Annotated in this window: 10 protein-coding genes; 6 read left to right on the forward strand and 4 right to left on the reverse strand. The window is 44.6% G+C overall.

Translation table 11 applies throughout. From position 1 onward, the window contains the following. Window positions 1–44 precede the first annotated feature (44 nt). Complete coding sequence (mvaD, locus tag BMZ95_RS01030) at window positions 45–1,004, reverse strand: diphosphomevalonate decarboxylase (RefSeq protein WP_014073395.1); 960 nt, start codon at window positions 1,002–1,004, stop codon at window positions 45–47. Further along, complete coding sequence (gene mvk / locus BMZ95_RS01035) at window positions 1,001–1,960, reverse strand: mevalonate kinase (protein ID WP_014073396.1); 960 nt, start codon at window positions 1,958–1,960, stop codon at window positions 1,001–1,003. The genes mvaD and mvk overlap by 4 nt, the downstream gene beginning before the upstream one ends. A gap of 199 nt (window positions 1,961–2,159) precedes the next feature. Between mvk and BMZ95_RS01040 the strand changes: the two genes are divergently transcribed. From BMZ95_RS01040 to nth, 6 genes are all read left to right on the forward strand, one after another. Next, the gene (locus BMZ95_RS01040) at window positions 2,160–4,967 is read left to right on the forward strand and encodes a helicase C-terminal domain-containing protein (protein ID WP_225354874.1); all 2,808 of its coding nucleotides are present in this window, start codon (window positions 2,160–2,162) and stop codon (window positions 4,965–4,967) included. A 90-nt stretch (window positions 4,968–5,057) separates the two neighbouring features. After that, window positions 5,058–5,540 (forward strand): cell wall elongation regulator TseB-like domain-containing protein, encoded by a 483-nt coding sequence (locus tag BMZ95_RS01045; protein WP_014073398.1) that lies wholly within the window; start codon window positions 5,058–5,060, stop codon window positions 5,538–5,540. Between the two features lie 16 nt (window positions 5,541–5,556). Then, window positions 5,557–6,741: a pyridoxal phosphate-dependent aminotransferase gene (locus BMZ95_RS01050; RefSeq protein WP_046922468.1), complete on the forward strand. Its 1,185-nt coding sequence runs from the start codon at window positions 5,557–5,559 to the stop codon at window positions 6,739–6,741. A 12-nt stretch (window positions 6,742–6,753) separates the two neighbouring features. After that, window positions 6,754–8,055, forward strand: coding sequence for an asparagine--tRNA ligase (asnS, locus tag BMZ95_RS01055; RefSeq protein ID WP_014073400.1), 1,302 nt, complete (start codon window positions 6,754–6,756; stop codon window positions 8,053–8,055). A gap of 57 nt (window positions 8,056–8,112) precedes the next feature. Continuing rightward, window positions 8,113–8,820 carry a DnaD domain-containing protein gene (locus tag BMZ95_RS01060; protein ID WP_046922467.1) on the forward strand — a complete coding sequence of 236 codons (708 nt, stop codon included), beginning with the start codon at window positions 8,113–8,115 and terminating at the stop codon, window positions 8,818–8,820. Next, entirely contained in the window at window positions 8,813–9,454 is a 642-nt protein-coding gene (gene nth / locus BMZ95_RS01065; protein ID WP_046922466.1) for an endonuclease III, read from the forward strand. The genes BMZ95_RS01060 and nth overlap by 8 nt, the downstream gene beginning before the upstream one ends. A gap of 61 nt (window positions 9,455–9,515) precedes the next feature. Here the strand turns inward: nth and BMZ95_RS01070 are convergent, their stop codons facing one another. Next, window positions 9,516–11,849, reverse strand: coding sequence for a transglycosylase domain-containing protein (locus tag BMZ95_RS01070; protein ID WP_080927172.1), 2,334 nt, complete (start codon window positions 11,847–11,849; stop codon window positions 9,516–9,518). Window positions 11,850–11,866: 17 nt separating this feature from the next. Then, window positions 11,867–12,478 carry a Holliday junction resolvase RecU gene (recU, locus tag BMZ95_RS01075; RefSeq protein ID WP_046922464.1) on the reverse strand — a complete coding sequence of 204 codons (612 nt, stop codon included), beginning with the start codon at window positions 12,476–12,478 and terminating at the stop codon, window positions 11,867–11,869. Window positions 12,479–12,500: the final 22 nt, after the last annotated feature.

A 12,500-nucleotide genomic window follows, 5' to 3' on the forward strand; every position in this document is an offset into this window, starting at 1 on the left:
ATGATTAAAAAGTCCCCCTTGATTCAGCGGGAACCATCGAGAAATCAGATAAGTCTTGCGCCGGGTCCGGGGTTTGCGACCAAAAGATTTTCTTTTGCGAATAATTTTGATAATTCGTCAATGATGAAAGCAACGTTTTGCTTTTCGCAGATGACTTTGACGTTTGGACCCGCATCCATCGTGTAATAGCAGGGAATGTTCTGACTTCGTAATTCTTCGATTTTTTGCATCGCAAGGATGCTTTCCGGCATAAAATATGAAAAATGCGGTTTGGCGCTCATGTTCAAAGCGTGCATCTTCATGGCGCTTGCTTCGGAAACTTCGCCGAGCAAGCTGAAATCTCTGTTTTTGATGGCCTGTTTGACCAGTTTGAGATCTTCTTCGGCCGTTTTGACCCATTCGTGGTAGTAGGGGGAAGTCTTGACGACTTGCTGCATTCCGTGTCTGGAACTGATCTTTTTTTCATGACCGTTGATGACGATGGCAATCATGCAGATTTCCCAGTCCGTTTCTTCTTCAATCGGCTCGGCAAAAGACGTCAGGTCGTCTGTGCCTTTGTGCCATTCGACGAACCCCCCAAAGATCGAGCGCGTGGCAGACCCTGATCCGCGTCTTGCGAGTCTTGAAAGGTCTTTTCTTGTCAAATTCAGTCCGGCGGCGCTGGTGGCGGAAAGCGCAAGGGCAGCATAGGCCGATGCGGAAGAGGCCAGTCCGGCAGCGGTCGGTACGTGATTGATCGAATCGATTCTTGCAAAAGTTTCTTTTTTTGCCAAGTTTCTGACCAGATTCATGAATTTGGCTACTTTGGGGTCGTGCTTTTGTTTGCCGTCAAGACAAAAAATGTCTTCCGTCAAGGCAGGATCAAATTCGACCGTCGTATCCGTATAAAAGTGATCCAGCGTTAGCGAAACGGACCCATTCATAGGGATGATCAGTTCTTCATCTGCTTTGCCCCAGTATTTGACAAGCGCAATGTTCGTGTGAGCTCTTGCTGTTTTTTTCATAAAACGTTTTTCTCCTCCTTGTCAGCGAGCGGTTCGATCCATGTTTGTCTTACCCCGGTCAAACTAAGTTTTTGAGCCAATTCGTTTGCTTGCGCTGCATTTTTCGTCAGACAGATGAAGCATCCGCCGCGTCCGCCTCCGGTCAGCTTGGCACCAAGCGCGCCGTTGTCTTTGGCGACGGAAATATACTCGTCAAGTTCGTCGCAGCTTACGCCAAGCGTCTTGAGCACGCTTTGTGCGGCATCAAACGTCTGACCCAAGCCGAGCAGATCGTTTTTTGCCAACTGTTTTTTGGCGGCAAGAGTCAGCTCTTGCAGCTTGTCAAACAGGGCATTTGTTTCTTTTGCAGCGCTTCCGAGCCGCTTTTTAACGGCAGCGATTGCTTCAGAAGTCTGTCCCTTGATGCCGGTATCGCAGATTAAAAGGCAGCCGTCCAAGTTGATCGGGATGCGCTTGATTTTGCCGGCCATCATCCAAATCGGCGTGTTTGACGCGCAGGTTGCGGCATCAAGCCCGCTCGGGTTGGTGTGCGTGGCAACTTCTTCGATATTTGCCGCCGCAAGCAGTTCTTTTTCGCTGAAATGCAGAGAAAAGAAACTGAACAACGCACGTGCCAAAGCAACGGCGACGCATGCCGAAGATCCCATTCCTCGTGCGATTGGCACCATGCTTTTAAGAGTTGCTTCAAGTCCTTTTTGGTAATTTTGTTTTCTGACAGCATCCAGAATCAATTTTTTGATTCCCGTCATATCGGACGGAGCATCAGCCAACAAACCGTCGAAACGTTCGCTGTGAATGATGATCTGCCCGTCTTCTCGAGATTTTATCGTGGATGTTGCCTTAATTGTTTTGAGCGGAATCGCAATTGCTGGTCTTCCATAGACTACGGAATGTTCACCGATTAAGATGACTTTCGCGTGGCTTTCACCGAAGCCGAAACGTGATTCTTCTTCCAAATATATTGCTTCCTTTCCGTTCCGTGTTTTTGCAATCAGACTAATTATACTAGTATTTGTTTTTGCCTACAAGTAGGGAAGTTTAATCAGGCAATAAGATGTGGTAAACTTAAAGGTAAGCAATCAGAAACGAAATGCAGAGCATCGCCTCGAATTTTTGGGCGATTCGGCAAATTTTAAAACGAAATTGGTGAAAAAAATGTCTAATTTGCAAACATATGCTGTCGTCGATCTCGAGATGACGGGCACCAATCCGAACGGCAGTGAGCGCTTGATACAGTTTTCCTGCGTTTTTACGGAAGGAAACAAAATCGTCAATACGTTCTCGACTTTAATCAATCCGCTGAGAAAAATTCCGGAAGACGTACAGAATTTAACAAACATCACGGATAAGGACGTTAAAAATGCTCCGACGTTTGATGAAGTCGCTGGGACGATTTATGCGCTTTTAAGCGACACGGTTTTTGTTGCGCACAATATTGAACTTGATTACCGTTTTTTGAACAGCGAATTTGAACGCATCGGATTTCCGAAACTTGACCTTGAAGGGATCGACACCGTCCAGCTTGCGCAAATCGCGTTCCCGACGCTTGCTTCATACCGTTTGGGAGATCTTGCACATTTTTTGGGATTCAAGCACAAGCATCCTCATCATGCGGACAGCGATGCTTTCGTAACGGCCGAACTTTTCATCCTGTTGCAAAAGAAACTTGCTTCAATGCCGGAAGCCTTGCTGAAAAGTCTGCTCAAGCTCTCTGATGCGCTCCTTTATGAAACGAAGCAGTGCATTTTGCAGGCATATGAAAATAAGCGAAAACAATATGAAATGTTGGACAAAGAGCACATCGAAGTTGAGGGAATCGTGCTCAGACGACCTCGTTTTGAGGTCAAAAAGGGCTTTAACGATAAATTTCCGAAAACTGAGGCTGAGCAGTCCCGGCTTTTTTCGGGAGTTATCGACTGGAGAAAAGAACAAGCAAAAATGATGAACGATATCTACGAGCACTTCAACGATGATGAAAAGATGCTTTTGGTTCAAGCTCCGACGGGCATGGGCAAGACGCTCGGGTATCTCGTGCCGGGCGCATATCAGGCTCAAGAAGGAGATTCAACCGTGGTTTCAACGTCGACGACTGCTTTGCTGGATCAGATTGTCAAGGAATCCGTGCCGCTGCTTAAAAAGATCGTTCCGTTCGATTTCACGTATGAAGTCATGAAAGGCAGCGGACATTATATCGATCTTGAAAAATTCAGTCATACGCTCAAGATTCCGATGAACAATCAGACGCGTTTGCTTCAGATGCGCATTTTGTCTTGGCTTTGGCAAACGACGACCGGTGATATGGATGAACTTCGTCTGACGACCTATCGAGCTCAGTTGTTTAAAATGATTAAACATGCGGGAGTCGGGTCATTGTCCGATAAAAGCGCATTTTACGGGCTTGATTTTGTGAGGCTGAGGGACGTCAGAGTCAAATTTGCGGATTTCGTCTTTACCAATCATTCTTATTTGGTGCGCCATGCCGAAGAAATCGGCAAGGAAAAGGCCAATCTGATTTTGGATGAGGCCCAAAATATTCCGAGCGTTGCAATGGAACAGAGCGGGTCCGTTTTTGATTTTGATTTGGTCAAAATTTATTCAGATACGCTGCTCGTTTCGATGGAGTCGCGCATTTCATTTTCGTTTGAAGGACTGATCAGGCAGCATTTTCTGACGAAAAACGAATATCGAACGATTTTGCGCAATATTCAGATAATCGACCATTCCGTGCCGTTCATCAGAGAGAAGTTTTGGGAACGATACGTCAGAACAAAGGGCGGATCAAAAAAAGAATTCGTTGAAACGTTGCTTTCTCCAAATAAAGTTTTAGGCCTTTTAAAAGGAAATTTTGCGATTTTTTTGAAGACGACCAAGGCGTATACCGAACTTTTAGGGCAGATGACGGAAATGAAGCAGCGCTTTTTCAGAGCACTTGATGCCGGGACGCTTGATCACGAGGCCGTAAATCTTCTGACTGATTGGTTTATTGATTGCGAAAAGCTTGTCGAATCAATGGAGAAGTGGCATTTGCTGGAATTTTCCGAACTCGAAAAAATGGACGAAACAACGCTGGTTTGGATGAAATACTCGCCAAATAATCCTAAAACGCATTTGCGCCTGTGCTTTTCAAGACTTGAAGCCGGAAAATATCTTGAAGAAAGAGTTTACGGATATTTTAAGCATATCGTGATGTGCGGGGCGCTTTTATTCACGAAGAAGACCGAAGATTATACGAAGGATCAGCTCAGGCTGGATAACGACGTTTTGACAAAACGATATCAAAGCGCATTTGACTATGCTCATCAGGCAAGAGCAGTCTTTGCGACGGACTCGCCCGATCTTTCGTCAATGCTCAGCAAGGCTGAATATCATGCATATTTAACGGATGCGTTGGCAGACATTATTGAAAAAACCTCTTTGCAAACGTTGGTTCTGTTTAATTCTTTGGAGGATATCGAAGCGGTTTACAATGGACTTTCGGTTCGCGGACTGAATAAGAAAAGAGAGATTTTGGCTCAGGGAGTGAACGGAACTCCCGAAAAATTGAAGAAACGGTTCGTTTTGACGTCTTCAAAAAGCATTTTGCTTGGAGCGGGAAGTTTCTGGGAAGGAATCGATCTTCCGGAAGAAAAGCTTGAACTGTTGGTAATTACGCGTCTGCCATTTCAGTCTCCTGATTCATTGATCAACAAGGTGCGTTATCGTAACGTTCAAGCCAAAGGACACAATCCTTTTTCGGCCGTTTCGCTTCCCGAAGCAGCTTTAAAGTTCAGGCAGGGTTTTGGAAGGCTGATCAGAACAAAAGACGATCACGGCATTTTGGCAGTGTTGGATTCGCGCATCGTCAATAAGCGTTATGCTCATGAGTTTACCGACACGTTGCCGAAAAATTTGCGAATTGATCGCGTCGAAATGAAAGACATTCCCGAAATTATTCGTGATGCCGAAAAAGATTTTGGGTTTTAGGTGCCGCTGACGAGAAAAGACTGGTATAATAAAGCATGTGTTTTATTGTCAGTCGATTCTGCACGATGCATGAAGGGAGTTTTTAATTAAATGCAAAAAAAGCAGCATGGCAAGCTGTATCTTTTTATGGGAGTTTTGCTGGCAATAGTTGCTGTTTTAGGGATTTTCTTTAAATCAGTGCAGCCAGAAAATGAAGCCCACAAAGAAGCGGTGCGCCTGGCGAAAAAATATGCGCATCTCAAAAAAGAGGATGCTTTTTATCGTTATAGCAGAGATAAGACTTTTTATACTGTTTTCGGAACGAATGCGGACAATCAAAAAATTTACGCCGTTGTTTCGAAAAACGGCAAAAAAATCAACATCTACGGTCAAGAAGACGGCATCTCTGCTGAAACAGCCAAAAAAGCAGTCAGAAAACGGCAGGACGTCAAAAAGATTACGAATGTCGGAATGGGTATGAGGGGAAAAACTCCCGTTTGGGAAGTTACCTATCTGAACGCTTACGGCAATTTGTGCTATGACATCATTGCTTTCAAAAATGGTGATGTTATCAAAACAATTCAAAACATTTGATGGAGGTTTTTTTCAAATGAAGATATCGCAACGTGCGCAAAATATTACGCCTTCGGCCACACTGGCACTCTCTGCCAAGGCAAAACAGATGAAGGCTTCCGGAATCGACGTGATCAATTTATCAATCGGAGAGCCGGATTTCAATACCCCGCGCCACGTTAAGGATGCGGCTGTTGCATCCATAAATGAAGGAAAGTCCGATTTTTACACTCCGGCAACCGGTATTTTGGAATTAAGGGAAGCAATCGCAAAATTTATCAATGATGATTGCAACACTGCATTTTCCAAGGAGAACGTCGCCGTGGCAGCCGGCGGAAAGATGGCGCTTTTTGCAATCGCGCAAACCATCCTTGATCCGGGCGACGAAGTTTTGATTCCGTTGCCGTACTGGGTGAGCTATGGGGAACAGGTCAAGCTTGTCGGCGGAGTTCCGAAGTTTGTCAAAGCAAATAACGAAACCCACAAAGTTACGGTCAAAGAACTTGAAGAGATGCGGACTGAAAAGACCGTCGCAGTCATCGTTAATTCGCCTCAGAACCCATCAGGCTTGATTTATACGAAAGAAGAACTTGAAGCAATCGGCAATTGGGCAGTCGAACACGATATTTATCTGGTTGCTGATGACATGTACAGCAAGTTAGTCTATAATGGAAATAAGTTTGTCTCATTGATGGAGCTTTCTCCTTCAATCAGACAGAATACGATTCTTGTCAACGGTTTTTCAAAGGCATATGCAATGACCGGATGGCGAATTGGCTACGTTGTTGCTGAAGAAGAGATCATTAAGAAGATCGGAGCCGTTATCGGACACGAAACAAGCAATTTGGCAGCAGTAAGTCAATATGCGGCTTTGGCTGCAGTTACTGGCGATCAGGCATGTACTGAGGAAATGCGTCAAGCATACGAAAAACGTCTGAACGAAATATATCCGCTTGTTTGCGAAATTCCTGGTTTTGAATTGAAGAACAAGCCTGAGGGGGCATTTTACATGTTTCCAAACGTCAAAAAGGCGGTTTCTCTTTGCGGATTCGAAACAACGGAAGAATTTGCGGACAAGCTGTTGGAAGAAGCACACGTTGCCGTCGTTCCGGGCTCTGCATTTGGCATGAGCGAACATGTGCGTTTGAGCTATGCGACAAGTCTTGAAGACTTGAAAAAGGCCATGAGCCGGATGAAAGAATTTGTAGAAAAACATATGTAGGAGGAATTTGGTTTGGAAACAATAAGTATTATCGATTCCAAAGATTACGTCAATCAAAAAGTAAAAATCGGAGTTTGGTTGACCAATAAGCGTTCAAGCGGCAAGATTGCCTTTTTGCAGCTTCGTGACGGAACGGCATATTTTCAAGGAGTCGTTGTAAAGAACAATGTTTCTGAAGAAACGTTTAAGCTTGCAAAGGAACTTAAGCAGGAAACGAGCATGTACGTGGTCGGAACGATTCATGAAGACACGCGCTCTCATTTCGGATATGAAATTGAGATCGAAGACATTGAAGTAGTAGGTGAAAGCGAGAACTATCCGATCACGCCAAAAGAGCACGGCACGGATTTCTTGATGGACCATCGCCATTTATGGCTTCGTTCCAAGCGTCAGTTTGCCGTGATGAAGATCAGAAACGAAGTAATTCGTGCAACGTACGAATTTTTCAACAAAGAAGGTTTCATCAAGCTTGACGCTCCGATTTTGACGGGCAGCGCACCTGAAGGAACGACGGAATTGTTCCATACTGAATATTTCGACAAGGACGCATATTTGTCTCAATCGGGGCAGTTGTACGAAGAAGCAGGGGCAATGGCATACGGAAAGGTCTTTTCGTTTGGGCCGACGTTCCGTGCCGAAAAATCAAAGACTCGTCGTCATTTGATCGAATTTTGGATGATTGAACCGGAAATGGCTTTCATGCATCAAGAAGAAAGCTTGGAGATTCAGGAACGCTACATTGCATATCTTGTTCAAAACGTTCTTGATCATTGCGACTATGAACTTGGAATTCTTGGACGCGATCGTGACGTTTTGAAACGTTATACGGAACTTCCTTATCCACGCATCTCCTATGACGAAGCAATTGACTTGCTTAAGGAAAGCGGCGAATTTCCTGACGTCAAGTGGGGCGAAGATTTTGGTTCTCCTGAAGAAACTTATCTTGCAGAACATTTCAGCAAGCCTGTTTTCGTCATGAATTATCCGAAAGCAATCAAGCCGTTTTACATGAAGCCGCACCCGACGCGCGATGATGTCGTAATTTGTGCCGACTTGCTTGCACCGGAAGGATACGGTGAAATCATCGGCGGATCTGAACGTTCAACTGATCCTGAATATTTGGAAGAACAAATAGTTAAGGCTGGTCTTAATAAGGATGATTATGAATGGTACTTGGATTTGCGGCGTTACGGCAGCGTTCCTCACTCAGGATTCGGGCTTGGACTCGAACGCTGCATCACGTGGCTGACGGGCGAAGATCATATTCGTGAAGCAATTCCGTTCCCACGTTTGCTGAACCGTATTTATCCTTGATAAAAGTCTCAGGCCAGGATGTTTCCTGGCCTTTTTTACGTGAAAGTGGTGTTTTCAATGGATGATGCAACAGTGTTTATGTTAAGGAAAGGTCAAACTTCGATTTCAAATCTGCTGCTTGAAAATTATACGGATTTGGGTCTGAATGACGGTGAATTCTTATTGCTGCTGATGCTGATGAAATTCGACCAGCAAAAAGAAGACGTTGATTTGGAAGCCTTGTCTAAGATGATGGGCAAGACGGATGCCGAAATCGGGACTCTGCTCAACAATTTGATCGTCAAAAAGGTCGTTGAGTTAAGAACAGTTATTGATGCTTCGGGCAGGCAGCGCGATTGTTACGATTTATCGTTTTTGTACGAAAAGCTTGTTCAAATCGTTAAAAATCAGTTGCGGACACGAAGTCAAAAACAAGAAACTGCAACGAAAGAACAAGTTTTTGACAGTTTTCAAAAAGAATTCGGACGACCGCTTTCAAGCATTGAGCTTGAAGAAATCAGGTGCTGGATGGAAGAAGACGGCTATTCACCGGAAATTATCCTGTTGGCATTGAAAGAAGCAGTTTTGAGTCAGGCATACAACTTCAAATATATTGACCGAATTCTTATTTCATGGGAAAAGCAAAACGTTCATTCGGCAATGGACGTTCAGCGAGTCAAGGATCAGCGCGAAGAGAAAAAAACGAATCGGAAAAAGAAAAAAGGCAATGCCAATCGTCCAAAAATCCCATTGAGTCACTGGTCTGGAGTTGACAAAGATGCTTGAGAAAAAACAGGTTTCAAAAATTCTTGATACGATGAAGGAACGCTTTCCAAAAGCGGATACGACCCTTGAAAAGACCGATCCTTTTCACTTTTTGCTGTCGATTATTTTAAGCGCACAGGCAACCGATGTTTCCGTCAATAAGGCAACACCTGCACTTTTTAAAGTATATGCGACGCCGGCTGATTTGGCTCAGGCAGATCCGAGCGAAGTTGAAAAATACATCAAAACGATCGGACTGTATCACAATAAGGCCAAGTATCTGGTCGGGTGCGCAAAAGATTTGGTCGAACGTTTCGATGGCAAAGTTCCAAAGACGCGCGAAGAGTTGATGGACTTGACCGGCGTCGGCAGAAAGACTGCCAACGTGGAACTTGCCGAATGTTTTGGAATTCCTGCATTTGCCGTTGACACCCATGTCAGTCGCGTTGCCAACAGGCTTGCTTTGGTCGAGCCGACAAAAAACGTTTTAGAAATTGAACGTCAGTTGATGGAACAAGTCGATGAGAGTCGCTGGATCGAAGCTCATCATTTGCTGATTGCATGGGGAAGGAATCAGTGTCTTGCGCGAAAACCGAAGTGCGAAACGTGTCCGTTGAGTTTTGAGTGCAAATATTTCAAAGAAATAAACGGCTGATAGCAGCAAAAAAGCAGCATCCGGGTTTGGATGCTGCTTTTTGTTGCCTTCATTTTTGTTATTAAGGATTTGTTTTTCCCGCGTCAGAATTGTCGGGGTTTCCGTTTTGTTCGGTGTTTGTCTTCCCGGTTGATGACGTGCTGCTAGTCGGAGACGAATTGGTTGCCGAAGATGATGATGACGACGTGCTGACGTTGTCAGAAGAAGATTCACTGGAGGATGCCGGCGTTTCTTCTGAAGCCGAAGATGATGATGTTGATGAAAGAACGCTTGAAGTCGTTTCAAGAGAACTGATTGAAGAAGAATCACCGTCTTCGTCCTTGACCGTCTGACTTGAAGAGCCTGCAAGATAAAGTTCACGGACACCGTTAACTTCTTTGACATAGACGCTGCTTGGACGCGACCAGTCAGTATTTGTTTTTCCTTGTGAGAGGTAAGTCATGGCAGCTTTGTAAAAAAGCGATGCCAATGATTGAGAATAGCGGTCAAGATAATTGCCGTTTTCGTATTGATGATCATATCCGACCCAAACGGAAACGGAATAATGCTTGGTGTAACCGTTAAACCATGAATCCATGGAAGCACTCGAAGGGAACTTCGAAGCGATGTCAGACGGATAGGCGTTCGTCCCGGTTTTTCCGGCTTGATAAAGTCCGCTGATAGAAGCTCTCGTGCCGGTGCCCTCCGTGATTACCTGTTTCAGCATATCTGTAATCATATAGGCGGTCGAAGGCTGCATCGCTTGTTTGCCAGAGCTTGCAAATTTTTTCGATTCGCCGTCAGCCGTAATGATCGTATTGATATATTGCGGCTTATGGTAGATTCCCTCGTTGGCAAATGCAGCATAGGCGGCAGCATTTTGCAAGGTCGAAGAAGGCATTCCAATGCCGTTTTGGAATTCAAGCGTCTTCTTATATTTAAACCCGAGTTTTTCGATGAAAGCTTGAGACTTGGTGATGCCGACTGCTTCCAAAGCACGAATGGCCGGAATGTTTCGCGATTGAATCAAAGCATTGCGCATCGTCATCGTGCCTTTTTCTTTATGATCGAAGTCATATAACTGGATGTTTGTCCCTGGATAAATGTACTTTGTATCTTTGATGGGTTTGTACGTTGCCCATGAAAGATACTCGATTGCAGGACCATAGTCCATCAAAGGCTTGGCCGTGGAGCCGTTTGTTCGATTGGTTTGAACGGCACGGTTCAAGCCAAAAGTAACGTTGCCGTTCTTACGACCGCCAATCATCGCAACGACGTTTCCGTTTTTGGGATCGATAACGGTCGATGCGACTTGCAGCTCGTCATCTGGATAACTCAGATATGAGTCGGTGTTCGCGATTTCGTAGAGTCGTTTTTGAACGTTCATGTCCAGGTTCGTATAAATCTGCAAGCTTCCTTTGTATGGATCGTACCCTTTATCTTTGACTTCCTCGATGACTTGTTTGATATAAGGGTCGGCAATTTTTTCGTTTTCAGTAGTCCCTTGCTTCTGATGAGACTGAAGCAATCCGTTTTTGACATCTTCGTTTTTGGCTGAAGCTGCTTCTTGCGATGAAATCTTGTCATTTGTGACCATTGCGTTTAGGACTTCATCGCGTCTTGCTTTGGCATACGTCGGATTCGAATACGGATTATATTGGGAAGGGGCATTCGGAATTCCGGCAATCAGAGCCGTCTGTGCAATATCAAGCTGGTCGAGCGTTTTGCCGTAATAATACTTGGCGGCCGTCTGCATTCCGTAGCAGCCGTATCCCATGAAGACTTTGTTGACATAATAGGTTAAAATCTGATCTTTGCTGTATGTCTTGTCAAGTTTCAAAGCGAGCCAAGCTTCCTGAGCCTTGCGTTTAAAAGTTTGGTCTGAGCGTTTGGTTGAAAAGAACGAAAGTTTGATCAACTGTTGGTCAAGCGTGCTTCCTCCTTGAAGACCGGCCGAAGATTCGCTGACGTTGGAGAGCGCGGCGGCCACGATTCGGAACGGGTCAACGCCCATATGTTTGTAAAAACGCCTGTCTTCAATAGAGATAACGGCATCCTTCAGTTTTTGAGGGATATCTTTGCCGTTGACATAGGAACGGTTTTCGGTTCCGAGCGACATGATCTTGTTTCCGTCGAAATCATAGATCATGGTTGAGCCTGCACTGGCGAGGCGCTGTTCTGACAACGTTGGTGAATCTTTTGCCCACATGAAGAACAACGTTGCCCCGGAACAGATGCAGACAAGTGCCGTCAATGCAAGTCCTAAGAGAATTTTTGAAAAAAGAGACATCTTTTTCTTAGGGCGTCTGACTGGACGTTTGCGTGGACCGTTATGATTTTTCGAACTGTGGTGCTGTTCATGTTTTTTAGCGGTACGCGAATATTTTGGATTATTGTTTCCCATATATTCTCTCATATCCTCCTTGATACGTGTTAAAACTTATGATTTGAAATCAAGCAATCGACGCCTTCCAAGTAAGGAATGCGAGGTTCCAATCCGTAGTCGAGCTCAATGCCTTTGTCCTTGATGACTTTTTTGGGAATCGACTTTCGTCCGCTTTCCTGATTGTCCCAATACTCAAATATAATATCGGCAGGAAGCAAAAAAAGTTCAGAGCTTAAAACGAATCTGACAATCGTAAAACATATCCCGCCTTGTTTTTGACAGGCACGCATATGTTCAACTTGGTGCTTATGGAAGTTGCTTAGCGGAAAAGAAACTTTATTTTTTGTTTCTTTTGCTTCGAAATCGATGTATTTTCCATGATAGACGCCATTGTAATCAGTCGTCGATGCTTGTTTGAAATATGCTTCGCGGATAACCGCGGCGCTTCGTTTCGGATAAGAAACGTCAACGATTTGGATTGGAATCGGTTTTTTATGAATAACGGCGATTCCGTGTTCGAGGTAGTACTCGTTGCTTTCGTTGATCTCGTCTTCAAGCGACATGCCACGGTTTCCGTAAATAGTATTTTGGGTCCGCGTCTTCTTTAAAGCCGAATGACTTTCCTTAAAAGGCTGGCCGTTGGGATAATTAATTACCACAGAGTATCAACTCCCATCTGAT

The sequence above is a fragment of the Ligilactobacillus ruminis DSM 20403 = NBRC 102161 genome, from assembly GCF_900113455.1.
GTDB classification, from domain to species: domain Bacteria; phylum Bacillota; class Bacilli; order Lactobacillales; family Lactobacillaceae; genus Ligilactobacillus; species Ligilactobacillus ruminis.

Bases quoted from the DNA above. Each gene is read 5' to 3' on its own strand.
- mvaD (WP_014073395.1), bottom strand. From the start codon at position 1,004: ATGAAAAAAACAGCAAGAGCTCACACGAACATTGCGCTTGTCAAATAC.
- BMZ95_RS01040 (WP_225354874.1), top strand. From the start codon at position 2,160: ATGTCTAATTTGCAAACATATGCTGTCGTCGATCTCGAGATGACGGGC.
- BMZ95_RS01045 (WP_014073398.1), top strand. From the start codon at position 5,058: ATGCAAAAAAAGCAGCATGGCAAGCTGTATCTTTTTATGGGAGTTTTG.
- BMZ95_RS01050 (WP_046922468.1), top strand. From the start codon at position 5,557: ATGAAGATATCGCAACGTGCGCAAAATATTACGCCTTCGGCCACACTG.
- BMZ95_RS01060 (WP_046922467.1), top strand. From the start codon at position 8,113: ATGGATGATGCAACAGTGTTTATGTTAAGGAAAGGTCAAACTTCGATT.
- nth (WP_046922466.1), top strand. From the start codon at position 8,813: ATGCTTGAGAAAAAACAGGTTTCAAAAATTCTTGATACGATGAAGGAA.
- BMZ95_RS01070 (WP_080927172.1), bottom strand. From the start codon at position 11,849: ATGAGAGAATATATGGGAAACAATAATCCAAAATATTCGCGTACCGCT.